Source organism: Kaistia geumhonensis (assembly GCF_030815145.1).
Classification (GTDB): Bacteria; Pseudomonadota; Alphaproteobacteria; order Rhizobiales; family Kaistiaceae; genus Kaistia; species Kaistia geumhonensis.
Genome location: NZ_JAUSWJ010000001.1, coordinates 2,825,845 through 2,843,665 on the forward strand (window position 1 = coordinate 2,825,845; position 17,821 = coordinate 2,843,665).

Here is a 17,821-nt window from a genome sequence, read left to right on the forward strand (position 1 = left end):
ACGGAAACCTATCACGAGGCCAGTGCGTCAACAACCTCGCCGGTTGCCGCCTGCTCCAGCCGGTGGATGCGGACCTCGGGGCAGACGGCTTGCGCGATCGGGATCAGATGGCGGTGGTGCGTCAGATAGATGACCTGCCCGACGGCGGCCATGCCGGCAAAGAGGCGGAAGGCCTCCTCGGCGCGGAAGTCGTCGAAGCTCTCCATGATGTCGTCGGCGATGAACGGCACCGAGCGGCCGCCGGCGGCGAATTCGTGATAGCCGGCGACGCGCAGCGCCAGATAGAGCTGGAAGCGGGTGCCCTTGGAAAGCTCGCTCGCCTCGCGCGAGCCGCCGCCGGCGATGAGCGCGATCAGCCGCTCGCCGTCCTTGGCCGGCTCGGCGGCGAGGCCGGAATAGGCGCCGCGGCTGATGGTGCGGAAGGCGTCGGAGGCGCGGGTCATCATCGCGCTGCGGTGGCGCTCGCGATAGAGGCGGATCGCCGTCTCGGCCGCGGCGATGCCGGCGGTGAGGCGCAGGAAGGCGAGGGCGCCCTCCTCGATCTCGACCAGAACGGTGCGCCGCGCGGCCTCGATCGCCGCCACGCGGCCGTCGCCGCCGATCGCCGCCAGCCGGTCCTCGGCCTTCGACTTCGCGGCGAAGAGTTCCCTGCAACGCTGGTCGAGGCCCTCGCTCTCCTGTTCGAGCGCCGGCCGTTCGGCGGCGAGCGCTTCGCGATCGATCGCGGCGAGCACCGCCTCGGCCTCCTCGAAGGACGGGGCGTCGAGGAGGGCGCGGATGTCGCGCCGGGCGGCCTCGATATCGGCTTCGAGGCGCTGCCGGTCGGCGAGTCGGGCGAGGAGCGCCGCCGCCTGGCCGAGCGTCGCGACGCCGAGGACGCCTGTCACCGCGGAAATTTGCCGGCTACGGACCTCCTGCTGTGCGGCCAGCCGTGCGCCAGCCTCGCGGTGGCGGGCGAGGCGCGCGTCGAGTTCGGCGCGCTTTCGCGCCGCCATGCCGGCGGCTGCGATGCGCGCCGTGATCCTCGCCGCGAGGGCGCCGACATCGACGTCGCCGGAGAGGCCGAGTTCGGCCGCGAGGGCCCGGATCGCAGCGGCATAGGCGCTGCGGTCGTCCTCCATCTTGCGGATGCGGTCGGCGAGGCTCGCGGCATTCTCGGCCGCCTTGGCAAGCTCACCGAGAACCGTGAGGCTGTCGCGGACGATCCGCGGCGTCGGGGGAACGGGAGCGCTGCCCAGCCATGTCGCGGCCAGCGCCGCCTGCCAGTCAGCCTGCCAGGCCGCGTCGCGGGCTTCGGCGTCCTTCAGCGCAGCGAGTCGCTGCTGGTGTTCCCGCCGTCGCTCGTCGAGCCGCTGACGATCGGCATTCTGCTCCGACCAGCGGGCGAGACGGTCCTCGGCATGGGCGACGAGCGCGGCGAGCGTCAATCCCTCGGAGCTGTCGCCCGCCCGCGCGAGCGCATCGGCCAGCCGGGCCGTCGCCGAGCCGACGGCGGCTTCGCCCGCCGTGACCTCGTCCCGCGCTTCCCTGGCGGCCGCGAAGGCCTCCAGCGCCTTGTCGCGCCGCCGCAGCCATTCCTCGAGCCCGTCGAGCCCGGCCGTCGCGGCCAGTCCCGGCGCGATGGCGTCTGCCGCGGCGCAGATCGTCTCGTCTATGCGGCCAAGCTCTGCCTCCGCCTCGCCGCGGAGCGTGGCCGCCCGCCCGGCCTCGGCGCGGGTCACCGCGAGCGAGGTGGCGATCTCGGCCCGGCGGGCCGCGTCGCCGACATGGGCGAGCCGGGCCAGCGCGGCGGCATCGTCGCGGCGCATGGCGAGTTCGAATCTCTCGGCGCTCGCGGCATCGAGCCGCTGCCGATGTGCCGCCCAGGCCGCGTCGCGCGCGGTCCGGGCCGCCTCGGCTTCGCTCTCGACGCGGGCGCTGCTGCGCGCGGCCAGCGCCTCCGTCTCCGCCGTCAGCCGCGCGATCTCGTTGGCGAGACGGGCGGTGTCGGCCGAGTACTGGACAAGCGCCGCCTCGGCGCGCTGGCGGCGCGCGCGCCAGTCGGCGATGGTCGCCGGCCCCGGCGCGATCATGGTGGCGAGCGCGGCGGCGTCGCCGGCGAAGGGAACGAGCAATGCCATCGCTTCGCCGAGCCGCGCCTCGGATCGCCGGGCCTCGGCCGTGGCGCGCGCCAGTCCCCCTTCCGGGTCATCGCCACGGATGAGCGCGAGGATCGCCCGAAGCTCGGCCGCCACGGCCGCATCGAGCGGCGATGCATTGCCGGCACCCGCCGCGATCGCCGCCTCGGCCTCGGCGAGCCGCGCCGCTGACGTCTCGCGCTCCGACCGCGCTGCCTCGAGCTGCGCCTCGATGCCGGAGCGGGCGTCGATCAGCTCGTCGAGACGGGCCGTGCGCGCCGTATCGATGAGGAGGGCTTCGGGCCGCTCCTCGTCCGGCCGGCCGAGCCGGCGGAGCAGCGTCGCGACCGCCTGCCTGGCATCGGCAAGCCGCTGTCGGCGGTCTGGCAGATCGGGCGCCGCGGAGCGCTCGCGCGATCCGAGCGTCTCCTGCAGCGCCGCGAAGCGATCGGCGAGCGCCAGCGCCGCAGGATCTTCCTCGATGGCGGCATCCTCGGAGGCCAGCGTTTCGGCTTCCTCGGCGAGCGACGCGCTGCGGGTCGCCAGCTCCACCTCCAGCGTCTGCAGGCGCGGGAGGTCCTCGGCGAGGCCGGGCGGCAGTGCCACGAGTTCGGGCAGGTCCGCCCGCCGCGCGAGAAGCTCGGTCAAGGCGTCGAGCCGCGGCAGCGCCGAGAGGATGCGCTGGGTCCGCTCCAGTCGCGCCTTGACCGTGCCGCGCTTCGCCACCGCCTCGCGATAGGCCGTGTCGGCGGCGGCTTCCTCCGCGACCAGCCGGTGATGGTCGGCGGCGAGCGTGTCGATCTCGGCCCGCTCATCGCGGAGCGCTGCGAGCCGCGCCTTCAGTTCGGCGAGCCCGGTCTTGTGGGCGCGCGGCTTGTGGAACGCCTCGGCGCTCGCCTTGAGCGCATCGAGGCGGCGGGTGAGGGCAGCGAGGCCGGCACTTGCCGAGAACAGCAGCTGGCCGAGATCGCCGCGGCTGGCGAGGATGCTCTCGCCGCCCGCGACCAGCGTTTCCTCGTCGAGCGAGAACATCGCCTTGTAGGCGTCGCGGCCGATGCCGCCGAGTTCGGCGAGGATCGCCGCATCGGGCAGTGGCTGGTCGGCGCCGTCGAGAAGGCTCGCCTGCGGCCGCTTGATGCGGGAAAACCGCCGCTCGGCGCCGCCAAGCTCGAGAACCGCGTCGATGCGCATGGTCGCATAGGGATGCAGGAAGCTGTACGGGCTCTGCGCGCCGATGCCGTAGAGAAGGTCGAGCCAGGCGGCCAGCGTCGTCGACTTGCCGGCCTCGTTGGGGCCGTAGACGAGATGGAAATCGGCACCCCCCGGCTTCGGGCCGAAATCGAGGCTGTGGTCTGTGAAGCGCCCATAGCGGGTGAGGCCGAGCCGCTCGATGCGCATGTCAGCCGCCCTCCCCGTCCTCGGCATCCGCCGCGATGCGGGCCAGCACATCCTCGCTGCCCTCCGCCGCGATGCGGGCGAGCAGCGCGTCGGAGCCTGCCTCGTCGGCGCCGAGGAGATCGCGCAGTTCGGCCGGGAGGAGGCCGCGCAACTGCGCCGCCACGCCGCCGAGGCCGGTGCGGAATCCTTCGGACGGCAGCACGTCCCCGGCCATCAGCCGCGCCAGTTCGCCGAGCGCGTCGCCGGCGATGGGCGTGACGGCCGCCGGCGGGGCGATGCTGAGTTCCAGCTTCTCGACATGTGCCTGGCCGAGAGCCGCGGCCGCCTGGTCGGCTTCGGTCTTGAGCAGGTCGGCGTCGCGCCGGATGCGCCAGGCGAGCGGCGTCGCGCCGGTGATCGCGACCCGCGCGACGAGATGCGGCGTGCCCGTCGCCTCCCGCGCCTCGCGGAGCCGCCGCGAAAGCGCCGCGACCAGATCCGTCCACGAGGCGATCCCGGTTGCGTCGAGCGGCACGCGGCGGAATTCGGCGATGCCGGTCATCCGTTCCTCGACGGTGATCGCGCCGTCGTCGCGGACCGTGACGAGGCTCACCGATTTCGCGCCGGCCTCGTTGATGTCGCGGCCCTGCGGAATGCCGGCCATGACCACGGTCGCCGCGCCTTCGTGCACGGCGCGCTGGTGGATATGGCCGAGCGCCCAGTAGCGGAAGCCTGAGGCATCGAGGTCGGCGAGCCGGCAGGGCGCATAGACGTCGTGGCCGGGGGCGCCGTCGAGGCTCGTATGCATGAGGCCGATATTGACGGCGCCCTCGACCGGCGGGCGGAAGGAAGGGAGGAGGCTTTCCGGCGCCAGCGGCTTCTGGAAGCTGAGCCCGTGCACGACGACCGGGCGCTCGCCCCGTCCACGCTCGATCTCGATCGCCTCGGCGCGGCCACGGAACAGCTTGACGCCCTCGGGCAGCACCAGCTCGGCGGTGATCTTCGACAGCGCGTCGTGGTTGCCGCGGATGACGAATACGCGGATTCCGGCCTCGTCGAGCCGCTTCATCTCGGTGGCGAGGAAGCGCGCCGTCTTCATTGAGGTCTGGTCGCCGTCATAGAGATCGCCGGCGACGAGCAGCGCGTCGACATGCTCCGCCAGCGCGAGGTCGACGATGGCGGTGAGCGCCCGGCGGGTGGCGTCGCCGATCAGCGCCGCGAGATCGGCGTCGCGCAGCGCCAGCGAGCGCAGAGGCGAATCGAGATGGATGTCCGCCGCATGGATGAAGCGAAAGGCTGCGATCGTTCCTCTCCCGGTCGAGCGCCTCTAGCTAGACGCTGGCCGGCCCGCTGCGCAAGCGGCTCAGCGCTTCAGCCGGTATCCGGTGCGGAAGATCCAGGAGATGACGGCGAGGCAGATCAGCATGAAGACGAAGGTCATGCCGAGGCTGATGCCGACCGGAACGTCGGAATGGCCGTAGAAGCTCCAGCGGAAGCCCGAGACGAGATAGACGACGGGGTTGAACAGCGTCACCGTGCGCCAGAAGGGCGGCAGCATGTCGATCGAATAGAAGCTGCCGCCGAGAAAGGTCAGCGGCGTGACGATCAGCAGCGGCACGAGCTGCAGCTTCTCGAAATTGTCGGCCCAGATGCCGATGATGAATCCGGTCAGGCTGAATGTGACGGCCGTCAGCAGCAGGAAGGCGATCATCCAGAATGGATGGTCGATCCTGAGATCGACGAACAGCGCCGCGGTGCCGAGCGTGATGAGGGCGAGCAGCGTCGATTTCGTCGCCGCCGCGCCGACATAGGCGATGACCGTTTCGAGCGGCGAGACCGGCGCGGAGAGCAGCTCGTAGATCGTGCCGACGAAGCGCGGGAAATAGATGCCGAACGAGGCGTTCGAGATGCTCTGCGTCAAGAGGCCGAGCATGATGAGCCCCGGCACGAGAAAGGCGCCGTAACTGACGCCGGCGATCTCGTTCATATGCGGGCCGATCGCCGATCCGAAGACGACGAAATAGAGCGAGGTCGAAAGGACGGGCGAGACGATGCTCTGCAGCAGCGTGCGCCGCGTGCGCGCCATCTCGAAGCCGTAGATCGCGCGGATGGCGTGGATGTTCAGCGACAATGCGCTCATGGTCGCGCTCCTGACTTTCCTCCGACGAGGCCGACGAAGATCTCCTCGAGCGTCGATTCCTCGGTGCCGAGATCCTTGACCGCGAGTCCCGTTCCGGCGAGCGCGGCGAGGATGGGCGCGATCGCGCTGCCCTCGCCCGACGCGTCGTAGCTGTGCACCAGCTTGCGGCCATCCGGGGAGAGATCGAAGCCGTGAGGCGCCAGCATGTCCGGCACCGCCGCGACGGGCTCGGCGAGTTCGATGGTGAGCCGCTTGCCGCCGAGCCGGCGCATCAGCGTCGTCTTCTCCTCGACGAGCATCAGTTCGCCGCGGTTGATGACGCCGATCCGGTCGGCCATCTCCTCGGCTTCCTCGAGATAATGCGTCGTCAGGATGATGGTGGTTCCGGCGTCGCGAAGCTGCCTCACGACGCGCCACATGTCGCGCCGGAGCTCGACATCGACGCCTGCCGTCGGCTCGTCGAGGAAGAGCACCGCCGGCTCGTGCGACAGCGCCTTGGCGATCAGCACGCGCCGCTTCATGCCGCCCGAGAGCGTCATGATGCGGCTGTCGCGCTTGTCGATCAGCGAGAGCTCGGTGAGCACCTTCTCGATGAAGGCGGGGTTCGGCGGCTTGCCGAACAGGCCGCGCGAAAGGCTCGTTGTGTCGAATACCGTCTCGAAGGCGTCGGTGGTCAGCTCCTGCGGCACGAGGCCGATCAGGCTGCGCGCGGCGCGATAGTCGGTGACGACGTCGTGGCCGCCGACCGTCACGCGGCCGGCGGTCGCCCGCGCGAGGCCGCAGACGATGCTGATCAGCGTCGTCTTGCCGGCGCCGTTCGGGCCGAGCAGGGCGAAGATCTCGCCGCGCTCGATGGTCAGAGAGACATTCTTGAGTGCTGTGAAGCCGGATGCGTAGGTCTTGGAAAGGCCTTCGATCGCGATCATCGGCGCTTCGGACATCGGATCGCTCCTTCGCTCGCGCGGGCGACAAGCGAATCGCGGCGGCGCGTCAGCGCACCGTCCTATCCCAAACGGCCGTCACAGGACACCGCCGCGATTGGAGACGCACCGTTCAGGCGGAGGCGAGCATCACAACCTTGGTGAGGTGGCGCGGCTGCACCGTGTCGAGCCCCTTGGCCCCGGCGACCCGCTCGCCCAGCAGCTGCAGTGCCGGCAGGGCGGCGAGGCCGGCCAGCGCCGGCGCGACGCCGAGCGGAACCGAGACGTCGCCCGGTCCGCCGAAGCCGAGCACGAGGGCGCCCTTCGCCTGCATCTCGCCGACCAGCACCGCCTCGTCGTCGGGCCGCGCGTCGCCATAGAGCATGATCGCGACCGTGCGCTCGTCGAGCAGGCTGATCGGGCCGTGGCGATATTCGAGCGGATGAAAGGCCTGCGCATAGGTCTGGCTCATCTCGAGCAGCTTCAGCGCGCCTTCGAGCGCCACGCCATAGAGCGCGCCGCCGCCGAGATAGACGAAATGCGAGCGGCCGGCGATGAGCGCGTCGGCAGCGGTGTTCGTCGCCGCCAGCGCCGCCTCGGCCGCCGCGACCACGTCCTCGCCGACCGTGACGCCGATGATCTGCAGGCCCATCAGCAGCATGAGGCTCGCCGACGAGGTCATGACGATGCCCTCGAGCGGATGGGTCTCGGCATGGACGACGCGGTCGGACTCCGCCGCGAGGCTCGACCCCTCGGCGCAGGTGATGCCCGTGACATGGATGCCGGCGGCGCGGCTGGCGGCCGCGGCGGCGACGGTCTCGGTCGTCTCGCCGCTGCGCGACAGCGCCACCACGGACGCCTCCTGCCAGCGCGGCCAGTAGGCGGTCGGCCGGTCGAGCCATTCGCGGGCCGGCACGGCGATGGCGGCGATGCCGGCGCCGTTGGCCGCGGCGGCGAGCGAGAGGGCCAGATTGTAGGAGGTGCCGCAGCCGACGAAGACGGTGACCGGCGCCGCCGGCAGCCGGCCCCTCGGAACCAGCGCGGCGCGCCAGAAGGGGAACTGCTCGACGATCGTCTGTTCGGTGATGCCCATGATGGTCTCTTGTCGTTGGTAAGCGGGATTACTTGACGGAACCGGCCGTCAGCCCGCTCACGAGATAGCGGTTGAGGAAGATCACGATCAGGATCGGTACGATCATCGCGATGGTGCCGCCGGCGTTGATGAGCCCGTAGTCGATGAAGTTCTTGGTCGAGAACTCCGGGATCAGCACCGTGAGCGGCTTGGTCTTGTTCGGCGAAAAGATGAGCGGGACCATGTACTGGCCCCAGGCGCCGAGGAAGGTGATGATCGAGGCGGCGACGAGGCCGGGCGCGGCAAGCGGCATCACGATGCGGAAGAGGATCGTCAGCCGGCCTGCGCCGTCGATGCGGGCCGCTTCCTCGATCGAGAGCGGCAATTGCTGGAAGACGCTGCGCATCAGCCACAGCGCCAGCGGCAGGAAGGCGGAGAGATAGATGAGCGTGACGCCGGTATAGGTGTCGAGCAGCTTGGCGCCGATCATAATCCGGTAGAGCGGGATCAGCACCGTGTAGCCGGGGATGGCGATGGTGGCGATGACGATGAAGAAGATCACCGTGCGGCCGGGGAAAGTCAGCCGGGCGAAGGCGTAGCCGCCCAGCGTCGCCAGGAACACGGAGATGAGCGTCGCGGCGAAGGATGTAATGATCGAGTTCACCAGCGCCTTGCGGAACTGCAGCGCGACGGTCACGTCGTTGGAGGCGATGTAGCCGAAGCCGGCGAGGCGCTCGTAGTGATAGGTCGTCAGCCGCTGCGGGAAGAAGTGGATCGGCTGCGACATGAGATCGGGGGTCGGCGTCAGGCTGGTGGCGATGGCCCAGTAGATCGGGCCGATCGACCACAGGATCAGGACGGCGAAGCCGATGCCGAGCAGGATGCGCTGGGAAAGACGCAGCTCCATCAGTCCATCCTCGTGACGCGCTGGACGCGCAGGACATAGACGAGCGAGACGGCGAGCGAGGCGAACATGACCAGCACGCTGAGCGCCATGCCATAGGAGAAATGCAGGTTCTGGAACGCCTCGAGATAGACCTGCACGAGGATCGGCCGTGTTCCCCGCGAGGAGCCGGTGAGGATCCAGGCCTCGTCGAAGAAGTTGAACGCCGCCACCGTCGACTGCGTCATGGCGATCGCCACGCCGCCACGGATGAGCGGCAGCGTGATGTTGGTGAACATCTTCCCCCGGCTGGCGCCGTCGATGCGCGCCGCCTCGTAGAGATCGGCCGGGATCGACTGCAGCGCGGCGAGGACGATCACCGCCGTCAGCGGCAGCATGCGCCAGACATGCACCAGCGACACGGCGAACAGCGCCACGGTGCGGTCGTTGAACCAGACATATTTTTCGAAATCGAGCCCGGCGGCGACGAGCAGCCCGTTGAGCAGGCCAAAGGCCGGGTTGTAGATCCACTGCCAGACGACGGCGTTGACGACGCCGGGCAAGGCCCAGGGAAGGATGACGGCCGCCAGCACGAAACGGCGCCAGCGGCCGGCCTGGTTGATGAGCAGGGCTGCGCCGATTCCTCCGGCGGTCTCGAGCGTCACGCAGATCACCACATAGATGAAGGTGTTGCGCCACGCTTCGTTGACGATCGGGTCCTTCAGGAGGTCCTGGTAGTGCTGCAGCCCGATGAAGGGCGTGCCGGCCTGCATCGGATTGACCCGGTGCAGGCTGTCCCACAGCGTCGAGGCGACGGGGAACAGCACCAGCGCGACCATCGCGATGACGATGGGGGCGGCGAGGAGCAGCCCGAGAAAGGCATCGGCGGTGCCGTCGATGCCCTTGCGCCGGGAGCGTCGCGCCGGAAGGACGGCGCCGAGGCTCACTGCTGCTGCGCCTTGGCGGTTTCGTCGGCGATGGACTTCACCGCGTCGGCGACGCTGATCTCGCCCTTGGCGGCCTGGTTGATCGCGTTGTTCACCGCGCTGGAGAACTGCGGATACCAGGTGGGCGTGCCCTGCTTGAACAGCGGGCCGACGGTGCCGGCCTGCTCGATCACGACGTCGCCGTCGAGGATCTTGCCCTGCTTGTTCAGCTCCTCGAAGGCCGAGGTGCGCGTGGCGAGGAGGCCCTGCTCGGCGGCGAGCTTGATCTGCTCGTCCTTGCTGGTCATCCACTTCACGAAGGCGAGCGCAGCTTCCTTCTTCTCCGAAGCGGCCGGAATGCCGAGCGCCTCGGGCAGGCCGTAGCTGACGGTCTTGCCGCTCGCAGTCGGCACGAGGCCGAGCGTCGTGTTGCCGGCGATCTTGGACTTGGTCTTGTCCTCGAAGGCGCCGACCCAGCCCGGACCGACGCCGAGGTCGAAGGTGACCTTGCCGTCCATGAACATCTGGTGGACGTCGGAGTCCTTGAGACCCGTCGAGGCGGGGTCGATCAGGCCGGCCTTCAGCATGTCGACATAGAACTGCAACGCCTTGTAGCCGCCGGAATCGGGGCTCGTGAACAGCGGCTTCCAGTCCTTGTCGAACAGATCGCCGCCGAAGGCGAAGGTCATCAGGTACCAGAGCGTCGAGGTGCCTTCCGTCGGCGAGAGCGGCACGCCGAGCGGATATTCGGCGATGCCCTTCTCCTTGATCAGCTTGGCGTCGGCGACGAGCTCGTCGATCGTCGTCGGCATCTTGGTGATGCCGGCCTTGGCGAGGTGGTCCTTGTTGGCGATCAGGATGCGGAAGTCGTTGGCATAGGGAACGCCGAGCAGCTTACCGTCGACCGTGAAGATCGAGGCGGTCGGCATGTCCTTGATCGTCTCGGCGTCGACGAGGGGCGTCAGGTCCTCGTACCAGCCGGCGGCGCCGAACTGGCCGGTCCACGACCAGTCGAATTCCGTGACGTCGGCCGGCGGCGTGCCGGCGATCAGGCCGGTGATGAGCTTGGGACGGATGTCGTCCCACGAGAGCATCTGGAGATCGACCTTGATGCCGGTCTCCTTCTCGAAGTCCGAGGCGATGTTGGGCGACTGGCCGGAGGGCAGCAGCACGGTGATGCTCTGCCCGGCGAGGGGCTTGGCGTCATCGGCGAGGGCAGGCACGGCAAGGGAAGGCATGGCGAGGGCGAGCGCCGCAAGGGCGACGGTCGTTCGAAGCAGCTTGTTCATCACTGATCATCCCGTCTTGGTGAAGGTGTGCGGCCGTTCCTCGCGTGGATCGCATTGTTTTCGATCGAGGCGGCCAGCCGTCCGATCCATGCTTCGTCCACGGGCCAGTCGAGGTCTCGAGCGGCGCCGTAGAGGGCGCCGCCGATGGGAGGGAGCCTTGGCGGCACCGGCTCCGAGCCGATGCGGGCCGCGGTCCGCTCGCGGAGCAGGCGGCTGGCGAAGGTGCCGCCGGCCGTGCTCCAGGGAAGGGCGGGATCGCCGATCCGCCGCCGCGCCGCCGCGACATGGGCGGCGAGATGCTCGGCGGCGGCGTCGATGATGGAGAGCGCCGTCGGCTCGCCGCTCGCGGCGAGCGTGTCGACGAGGCGGGCGAGGGCGGCGATCTCGGAGCGGGCATGCTCGACCGAGGCGCGCCAGGCGATGAGCCCGTCCTGCGGCGAGGCCGGGTCGAGGCCGAGATGGGCAAGGAAGGCGGCAAGGAAGTCGGGCGCGTCGATGCGGCCGTCCATGGCGCGGCTGGCGCGGGCGATCGCCTCGATTCCGATCCAGTGCGCGCTGCCCTCGTCGCCGATCGCCTCGCCGAAGCCGCCGACGCGCAGCGAATGGCCGGCGGCGTCGCGCGCCCAGGCCATGGAGCCGGTGCCGGAGAGGATCAGCACGCCCGGTCCCCCCGCGAAGGCGCCGATATGCGCGGCCTCGACATCGTTGACGACGCGCTGCGGCTTCCGGCCGAAGAAGGCGGCGATGGCCGCCTCCTGCTCGGCGGAGAGCGGCGGCAGTTCGCCATAGGCCGGAAGGCCCGCGACGACGGCGCCGATATCGGAGAGGCGGGCGGCATAGGGCGCCAGCATGCCGTCGAGCGCGGCGCGCCAGTCGGGTCGGTCCATCGGGTTGATGCCGGAGCCGCCGCTGGTGGCGACGATGGTACCCTCGCGATCGGCCAGCGCGATCAGCGTCTTGGAACCGCCGCCATCGATGCCGAGGACCAGCGGGCCGCGTTGATGGGAACCGCTCATGCCGCGTCCCCCGCCGGCTCGGCGATGATCGCCTCGACGCCGAGTTCGGAGAGACGCCGCTGCCACTCCTCGGGGAGGCCGCTGTCGGTGACGACGCGGCCGGCGCTCGCCAGCGGCGCCACCTTCCAGGTCGAGAGCGTGCCGTATTTCGTGGAATCGGCCACGACATAGCGCTCGGCGGCGCGGGTCAGCATATGGGCGTTGAGCGAGGCCTCGGCGGCGTCGATGCTGTAGATCGCGGCGTCCGGGCCGATGGCGCTGGCGCCGAGGAAGAGCTGGTCGAGCCAGATGCCGTCCAGCATCGCTTCGGCGAGCGGGCCGACCAGCGAGGCGTTCTCGCTGCGGAGCTGGCCGCCGAGCATCACGACCTGCAGCTTCGGAACGTCGATGAGTTCCTGCGCGACGGCGAGCCCGTTGGTGAAGACGCGCAGCGGCAGCGGGTTGACCTTGAGCAGCCGCGCCAGCTGCAGCACCGTCGTGCCGGCATCGAGGAACACGCTGCCATGCGGCTTCAGCGCCGCGTAGCAGGCGGCCGCGAGCGCGCGCTTGGCGCCGAGATTCTGCTTGGCCCGCTGCTGGAAGGCGACCTCCACGCTGGAGCCTTCGGCGATCCGGGCGCCGCCATGGACGCGGTCGATCGCGCCTTCGTCCTCGAGCACCTGGAGATCGCGGCGGATGGTGGCGAGCGAGGCGCCGACCGCGTCGGCGATCGCCTGGATCGTCGAGGGCCCGTTCGCGTAGAGATGGCTGCGGATCGCGTCGAGCCGCCCCACCTTCATGCCGCCGCCATGCGCCATTCGTCACGCCGCGCTTGTTGAGGAGTTGTCCCGGCAAAGCGCCGGAACCGCTCAATCAATCCATAGCGGATGATCGCAGTCAATCAGCTTTCTGATCGAAATTGACGCAATGATGACGTCACTGCGGCAGGGGCGTCGCGGTCGGGCGGTCGATGCGGACGATGTAGTAGTCGGCGATGGTGACGCCGCGGAAGCGCCGCGGCACGACCGCGATCCGCTCGGCGCTGCCGAAGAGGCCGGCGAGTTCCTGCTCGATCGGGTCGCGCGTGACGACGATGCCGGGGCCGACCAGCGCATCGGCGTCATGGCCGAGGAAGTCGTAGCGCTGGCTCTCGTTGGCCTGCACGACCGGGACGTCCGGCAGCAGCCAGGCCAGTTCGGCGTTGAGCTGGTAGTCGTAGGTGAGGATGTAGCGCGCCCCGGTCTCGCGCCGGATCGTGTCGATCGCCTCGCCGAGCCCGTGCCAGCCGCATGTCAGGCGGAGGATCGGGTCGCGGGAGCCGAGCAGCGTCACCGGCACGACCAGCGCATAGATGAAGGCGAAGGCGAGGAAGCCGAGTGCGACCGGGATCGTCGCGCGCCGGAGCCGCGAAAGGCGATTGCCGGCATCGGCGGGAACGAGGGTGAGCGCCGCCGCCGTGGCGACCGCGAGCGCGGGATAGAGGAAGCCCGGCCAGTTGCCCTCGACGCGGCTTCTGAGCGCGTGGAACAGGAAATAGGCCGTCGGCACGAGGACGAGCGCCAGCACCAGCCGCATCGCGCCATTGGCGCGCCAGCCTTTCCGATAGCCGGGCAGCAGGCCGAGGACGGCGAAGAGGAAGACGAGCGGCGTCGCGAGGCCGATCTGCGCCGCGAGGAATTCGAGGAGATATTGCGGCTGGAACTGCCAGGCCTCGGTCGTGCGCCCGCCCTGCTTCATGATCGTCGCCCAGCCGTTGAGCGCATTCCAGATCAGGTTGGGCGAGAAGACGACGAGCGCCGCGAGAAGCGCAGCCCAGGGCCAGGGCGACAGCAGCCGTCGCCGCCAGGCGGGGACCAGCAGCACCGCGATGCCGAAACCGGCCGCCGCGAGCGCCGCGGAATATTTCGAGAGCAGCGCCAGCCCCGTCGCGACGCCGACCGCGAGCCACCAGAAAGGGCGCTCGTCGTCGAGCAGCCGCGCGGCGGCATAGAGCATCGCCGCCGAGAACAGGATCAGCGGCGCATCCGGCGTCGCCACGGCGAGGCCGAAAAAGCCGAGCAGCGTCAGGTTGAAGACGAGCGCCGCGATCGCGCCCGCGCGGGGATCGGCGACGAGGTGCCGCGCCGCCCGCCAGATGAAGAAGGTCGCCGGCAGGGCGGAGAGCACCGGAACGAGGCGGACGCCCAGCGGCGTCTCGCCGAGCAGCATCGTGCCGGGCCGGATGAACCAGGCGATCATCGGCGGATGATCGAAATAGCCGGCCGAGAGCCGCGTCGACCACAGCGCGTAATAGGCTTCGTCGGGAACGAGCGGCACCAGCGCGGCGAGGAGGAGCCGCGCGAGGACGGTTAGTGCCACGAGGCCGAGCGCGAGCGGCAGCCGCTCCAGCGGCGCCAGCGCCGGGCGAAGGACCGGAGCTTGCGGCGCGCCGTCCGTCACGGACGGGTCCTCCAGACGAGCGCGGTGCTGGAGAGATAGTTCCAGACCGCGCCGACCACCGATCCCGCGAGGCCCGCCACCCACCAGCGGTCGGTCTCGATGAACACCCAGCTGCCGACGCCGATATTGGCGAAGGCGCCGAAGCCGCAGACGGCATAGAAGAGGAGCAGGCCGGGGATGAGCCGCCAGCCGGACAGGCGGCGGTCGCGATAGGTCAGCGCGTTGTTCATGAAGAAGTTGAAGGTCATCGCCACGACGGTCGCGAGCGTCTGAGCCGTGGTGAACGGCGCCCCTCCGACCAGCGCGAGGCGCAGCGCCGCGAGATGGACGACGAGGCCGAGCCCGCCGACCGCCGCGAAGGAGACGAACCGCATCGAGATCGCGCCGCCGGTCGCCTTGGAGAGCAGCAGGCCGAGGAAATCGACCATCACGCGATTGTCGAGCTTGCTGGCACCGCTCGTCCGGACGCCGAAGGAATAGGGCACCTCGGCGACGGTGAGCCCGGGCGGCACGCTGGCGAGGATGTCGAGCAGGATCTTGAAGCCCTGCGTCGAGAGCTTCGGCGCCGCCGCCTCCACGACGGAGCGCCGCAGCATGAAGAAGCCGCTCATCGGGTCGCTCGACGGCACCTTCAGCAGCAACCGGGCGGCCGTGGTGGCGGCCCGGCTCATCGCGCCGCGCGCGGCATCGAAGGACGAGGCGTCGCCGCCGCCGGCATAGCGCGTGGCGACCACGATGTCGGCGCCGGCCTCGATCCGCGCGAGCATGGTCGGTAGCACAGTCTCGTCATGCTGGAGATCGGCGTCGATCACCGCGACGACGGGCGCCTGCGCAGCGAGCATGCCCTCGATGCAGGCGCCGGCAAGGCCTCGGCGGCCGATGCGGCGGATGCAGCGGATGCGCGGATCGCCGGAGGAGAGGGCGCGCACCGCCTCGGCCGTTCCGTCTGGGGAATCGTCGTCGACGAAGATCGCTTCCCAGCGCCGGCCTTCGAGCGCCACGGCCAGCCGGCCGGCCAGAACCGCGACATTGCCGCGTTCGTTGAAGGTGGGCACCACGACCGTGAGCTCGGGCGCGCCGCCGCCACCGTCCACCGGCCGTTCATCCATCGAGCGCCTCGGCCCTTCGCTTGCGCGCGGGCGACAGGCCCGCGCGGGGGTTCCGATACAGGCAGCGCGCGCGTGAGTAAAGCTGCGCCGTTATCCGGCGGCGGCGCGCATCGCCGCGATCATGGCCGGCGGCAGGAAGCCGAAATAGACGTCGATCGAGCGGATGCGCCCGTCGGCATCGAAGCGGAAGCACTCGGCGTTGCGGAAGGTACCGCCCGGCTTGTCCTCGGTCTCGTAGAGCACGACCACCTCGTCCTCGCCCCCATGGACCCGCATGGCGGCGGCGAAGCGGAAGCTGCCGGCGAAGGGCCAGCAGCGCTCGAACCAGGCGGCGCGGTCGATATGGTCGTCGAACGGGCTGGTGAAGGCAAAGCCCGGCGCGAGCAGAGCCTCCATCGCGTCCCGGTCGGCGGACTGGAAAGCCGCGAAATAGCGCCGCGCCGTGGCGGCGGTGTCGAGAGCGGTCATGGCGTCTGTTCCTTCCCTTCGAGCGAGGCGGCGAGCTGCTCCATGAGGGCGCGCGTGCCGTGCTCGCGGCTCACGACATCGTCGTGGCCATCGAGGAAGGCGCCCTGTTCGGTGAGTTTCAGTCGGGTGCCACGTCCCTCGGCGAAGAGCTCGATGGTCGCCAGCGAGACCGAGATCCGCCGGTCGCCGAGATGCATCTCGTAGCTGTAGACGATGCGCTCGTCCGGGACGATGTCCTGATAGACGGCACGGAAGGCATGCGCCGGGCCGCCCCTGGGGCCGGTGCGGCTGGTCTCGATGCCGCCGATCCGGAAGTCGGACGTCCGCTCCGGCGGTCCCCATTCCGGCGGTCCGAAGAACCAGAGATCTTTCATCGCAGGATCGGCGAAAGCGGCAAAGACGCGGGCCGGACTGGCGTCGAACAAGCGGGTGATGGTGAAACTGGCATGCACCACGGAGCGGGCAGTCCGCCCTGCGGTGCCGGAAATGGGCGGGGTATCCGTCCGGGTTGCGCCGGGCATCAGTCGTCCTCCTGGTCCGATGCGGGCCGCGTGGCGGCGAGGAGTGCATCGAGGCGGTCGAGCCTCCGCTCCCAGAGCGCGCGCCGCTCGGCGATCCATGTCTCCGCGGCGCTGAGCGCGGCGGTGTCGAGCGTGCAGGTGCGCACGCGGCCGGTCTTCTGCGAGCGGACGAGCCCGCTCTCCTCGAGCAGCTTCAGATGCTGGACGATCGCCGGCAGCGAGATGGCGAAGGGTTCGGCGAGTTCGCTCACGCTGGCGCTGCCTCGCGACAGCCGTTCGACGATCGCGCGCCGCGTCGGGTCGGCGAGCGCCTGATAGGTCCGGTCGAGGCGATCCTGATACTTAAGCATGTCATTAAGTATCAGCGGATCCGCGCCGGCGTCAAGCCGTGACGGATTGAAAGGCGGGCGCCGGCTCGCTAGCTCTGGCGGGAGGGCGCCGCGCGGCGCTGCCCAGGAGGGAACAAGGATGACTGCCGGAATGCTCGAAGACCTCGATCCGGCGGCGATCGCCGCCGGCCTCGCCGAAGACCGTATCCTGCTCGTCGATGTGCGCGAGCCGGCCGAGTTCGATGCCGGCCATATCGAAGGCGCGGTGTCGTTCCCGCTCTCGACCTTCGACCCGGCCGCGCTGCCCGATCCCGAAGGACGGACGATCGTCTTCCAGTGCGCGGCCGGCGCCCGTTCGGCGCGCGCCGCCGAGGCGGCCGTCGCTGCCGGCGTCGATGGCGGCCGTCATCTCGCCGGAGGCATCAAGGCCTGGGTCGCCGACGGACGACCGCTCGTCCGCTGATCGTCAGGCGGCGTCGACGGTGAGCGGCAGCAGCCGCTCGCGCGAGGCGGCGAGGAGATGTTCCATCGCCTTGGCGGCTTCGGCGGGGCGGCGGCCGACGATCGCCGAGCGCACCGCGTCATGCAGCGCGACATCCTCGCTCGGCCGCTTGGTGTGCCGCTGCAGCATTTCCGACGAGACGCGCAGCGCCGATTTGACGGCGCTGCCGATCGTCACGAACAGGCCGTTGTGCGAGGCGTTGATGATCGCGAGGTGAAATTCCAGCGCCGCCTCGGAGATCGTCTTGACCGGCAGCCCCTCGAGCTGCGCCGCCGCGAGCTCGCGGAAGAAATGCTCGATCTGCGCGAGGTCCTCGTCGGTGCCGTCGCGGGCGGCGAGGAACGAGGCGCGCGGTTCGAAGCAGAAGCGCATCTCGAAGATGTCCTCGACGATCTTGGCGTCGAACTGGGTCTGAAGCCGCCACGCGAGCACGTCGCGGTCGAGCAGGTTCCATTCGTTGAAGGGCAGGACGCGCGTGCCGACCTTGGGCGAGACCTCGACGAGGCGCTTGCCGGCGAGGCTCTTCACGGCCTCGCGCACCGTCGTGCGGCTGACGCCGTAATATTCGCACAACTCGCTCTCGATCGGCAGCGCGGCGCCGGGCAGGAATTCGCCCGAGACGATGCGGCTGCCGATGTGATTGGCAACCTGCGCGCTCATCGTTCCGACCGATAGAAGCTCGCGCTCCAGCATCCCGCGCTCTCCCGACACCGTCTCTTCCCCTACGCGGTTTT

Annotated in this window: 17 protein-coding genes; 1 reads left to right on the plus strand and 16 read right to left on the minus strand. The window is 70.0% G+C overall.

The features are described from left to right. Positions 1–11: 11 nt before the first annotated feature. The 15 genes from QO015_RS13395 to QO015_RS13465 all read right to left on the minus strand — a co-directional run bounded on the left by QO015_RS13395 (position 12) and on the right by QO015_RS13465 (position 16,606). Positions 12–3,515 (minus strand): ATP-binding protein, encoded by a 3,504-nt coding sequence (locus QO015_RS13395; RefSeq protein ID WP_266278793.1) that lies wholly within the window; start codon positions 3,513–3,515, stop codon positions 12–14. A 1-nt stretch (position 3,516) separates the two neighbouring features. Next, a complete protein-coding gene (locus QO015_RS13400; protein WP_266282348.1) occupies positions 3,517–4,797 on the minus strand; it encodes a metallophosphoesterase family protein in 1,281 nt (426 codons plus the stop codon). A 60-nt stretch (positions 4,798–4,857) separates the two neighbouring features. Then, the gene (locus QO015_RS13405) at positions 4,858–5,634 is read right to left on the minus strand and encodes an ABC transporter permease (RefSeq protein ID WP_370877418.1); all 777 of its coding nucleotides are present in this window, start codon (positions 5,632–5,634) and stop codon (positions 4,858–4,860) included. Continuing rightward, a complete protein-coding gene (locus QO015_RS13410; protein WP_266278791.1) occupies positions 5,631–6,575 on the minus strand; it encodes an ABC transporter ATP-binding protein in 945 nt (314 codons plus the stop codon). Before QO015_RS13410 ends, QO015_RS13405 begins: the two co-directional genes overlap by 4 nt. A 112-nt stretch (positions 6,576–6,687) precedes the next feature. Next, positions 6,688–7,647, minus strand: coding sequence for an SIS domain-containing protein (locus tag QO015_RS13415; RefSeq protein WP_266278790.1), 960 nt, complete (start codon positions 7,645–7,647; stop codon positions 6,688–6,690). Between the two features lie 28 nt (positions 7,648–7,675). Then, complete coding sequence (locus QO015_RS13420; protein WP_266278788.1) at positions 7,676–8,533, minus strand: carbohydrate ABC transporter permease; 858 nt, start codon at positions 8,531–8,533, stop codon at positions 7,676–7,678. Continuing rightward, entirely contained in the window at positions 8,533–9,456 is a 924-nt protein-coding gene (locus tag QO015_RS13425; protein ID WP_266278787.1) for a carbohydrate ABC transporter permease, read from the minus strand. The genes QO015_RS13420 and QO015_RS13425 overlap by 1 nt, the downstream gene beginning before the upstream one ends. After that, positions 9,453–10,724 carry an ABC transporter substrate-binding protein gene (locus QO015_RS13430; protein WP_266278785.1) on the minus strand — a complete coding sequence of 424 codons (1,272 nt, stop codon included), beginning with the start codon at positions 10,722–10,724 and terminating at the stop codon, positions 9,453–9,455. The genes QO015_RS13425 and QO015_RS13430 overlap by 4 nt, the downstream gene beginning before the upstream one ends. Continuing rightward, on the minus strand, positions 10,724–11,740 hold the full coding sequence (locus QO015_RS13435) for an N-acetylglucosamine kinase (protein WP_266278784.1): 1,017 nt from the start codon (positions 11,738–11,740) through the stop codon (positions 10,724–10,726). The genes QO015_RS13430 and QO015_RS13435 overlap by 1 nt, the downstream gene beginning before the upstream one ends. Beyond that, positions 11,737–12,537: a DeoR/GlpR family DNA-binding transcription regulator gene (locus QO015_RS13440; RefSeq protein ID WP_266278783.1), complete on the minus strand. Its 801-nt coding sequence runs from the start codon at positions 12,535–12,537 to the stop codon at positions 11,737–11,739. The genes QO015_RS13435 and QO015_RS13440 overlap by 4 nt, the downstream gene beginning before the upstream one ends. Positions 12,538–12,655: 118 nt before the next feature. After that, a complete protein-coding gene (locus tag QO015_RS13445) occupies positions 12,656–14,158 on the minus strand; it encodes a glycosyltransferase family 39 protein (protein ID WP_266278781.1) in 1,503 nt (500 codons plus the stop codon). Next, the gene (locus QO015_RS13450; RefSeq protein WP_266278780.1) at positions 14,155–15,267 is read right to left on the minus strand and encodes a glycosyltransferase; all 1,113 of its coding nucleotides are present in this window, start codon (positions 15,265–15,267) and stop codon (positions 14,155–14,157) included. Before QO015_RS13450 ends, QO015_RS13445 begins: the two co-directional genes overlap by 4 nt. Positions 15,268–15,357: 90 nt before the next feature. Then, positions 15,358–15,735 carry a nuclear transport factor 2 family protein gene (locus tag QO015_RS13455; protein ID WP_266278778.1) on the minus strand — a complete coding sequence of 126 codons (378 nt, stop codon included), beginning with the start codon at positions 15,733–15,735 and terminating at the stop codon, positions 15,358–15,360. After that, a complete protein-coding gene (locus tag QO015_RS13460) occupies positions 15,732–16,256 on the minus strand; it encodes an SRPBCC family protein (RefSeq protein ID WP_266278777.1) in 525 nt (174 codons plus the stop codon). Before QO015_RS13460 ends, QO015_RS13455 begins: the two co-directional genes overlap by 4 nt. Continuing rightward, positions 16,256–16,606 carry an ArsR/SmtB family transcription factor gene (locus tag QO015_RS13465; protein WP_266278776.1) on the minus strand — a complete coding sequence of 117 codons (351 nt, stop codon included), beginning with the start codon at positions 16,604–16,606 and terminating at the stop codon, positions 16,256–16,258. The genes QO015_RS13460 and QO015_RS13465 overlap by 1 nt, the downstream gene beginning before the upstream one ends. Before the next feature lie 118 nt (positions 16,607–16,724). Between QO015_RS13465 and QO015_RS13470 the strand changes: the two genes are divergently transcribed. Beyond that, positions 16,725–17,048 (plus strand): rhodanese-like domain-containing protein, encoded by a 324-nt coding sequence (locus QO015_RS13470; protein WP_266278775.1) that lies wholly within the window; start codon positions 16,725–16,727, stop codon positions 17,046–17,048. Between the two features lie 3 nt (positions 17,049–17,051). Here QO015_RS13470 and QO015_RS13475 read toward each other — a convergent pair whose 3' ends face one another. Further along, positions 17,052–17,780, minus strand: coding sequence for a FadR/GntR family transcriptional regulator (locus tag QO015_RS13475; protein ID WP_266278774.1), 729 nt, complete (start codon positions 17,778–17,780; stop codon positions 17,052–17,054). Between the last annotated feature and the right edge of the window lie 41 nt (positions 17,781–17,821).

Coding starts and splice junctions, on each gene's coding strand:
- QO015_RS13395 (WP_266278793.1), bottom strand. CDS start 3,515: ATGCGCATCGAGCGGCTCGGCCTCACCCGCTATGGGCGCTTCACAGAC.
- QO015_RS13405 (WP_370877418.1), bottom strand. CDS start 5,634: ATGAGCGCATTGTCGCTGAACATCCACGCCATCCGCGCGATCTACGGC.
- QO015_RS13410 (WP_266278791.1), bottom strand. CDS start 6,575: ATGTCCGAAGCGCCGATGATCGCGATCGAAGGCCTTTCCAAGACCTAC.
- QO015_RS13415 (WP_266278790.1), bottom strand. CDS start 7,647: ATGGGCATCACCGAACAGACGATCGTCGAGCAGTTCCCCTTCTGGCGC.
- QO015_RS13420 (WP_266278788.1), bottom strand. CDS start 8,533: ATGGAGCTGCGTCTTTCCCAGCGCATCCTGCTCGGCATCGGCTTCGCC.
- QO015_RS13430 (WP_266278785.1), bottom strand. CDS start 10,724: ATGAACAAGCTGCTTCGAACGACCGTCGCCCTTGCGGCGCTCGCCCTC.
- QO015_RS13435 (WP_266278784.1), bottom strand. CDS start 11,740: ATGAGCGGTTCCCATCAACGCGGCCCGCTGGTCCTCGGCATCGATGGC.
- QO015_RS13440 (WP_266278783.1), bottom strand. CDS start 12,537: ATGGCGCATGGCGGCGGCATGAAGGTGGGGCGGCTCGACGCGATCCGC.
- QO015_RS13450 (WP_266278780.1), bottom strand. CDS start 15,267: ATGGATGAACGGCCGGTGGACGGTGGCGGCGGCGCGCCCGAGCTCACG.
- QO015_RS13455 (WP_266278778.1), bottom strand. CDS start 15,735: ATGACCGCTCTCGACACCGCCGCCACGGCGCGGCGCTATTTCGCGGCT.
- QO015_RS13460 (WP_266278777.1), bottom strand. CDS start 16,256: ATGCCCGGCGCAACCCGGACGGATACCCCGCCCATTTCCGGCACCGCA.
- QO015_RS13465 (WP_266278776.1), bottom strand. CDS start 16,606: ATGCTTAAGTATCAGGATCGCCTCGACCGGACCTATCAGGCGCTCGCC.
- QO015_RS13470 (WP_266278775.1), top strand. CDS start 16,725: ATGACTGCCGGAATGCTCGAAGACCTCGATCCGGCGGCGATCGCCGCC.
- QO015_RS13475 (WP_266278774.1), bottom strand. CDS start 17,780: ATGCTGGAGCGCGAGCTTCTATCGGTCGGAACGATGAGCGCGCAGGTT.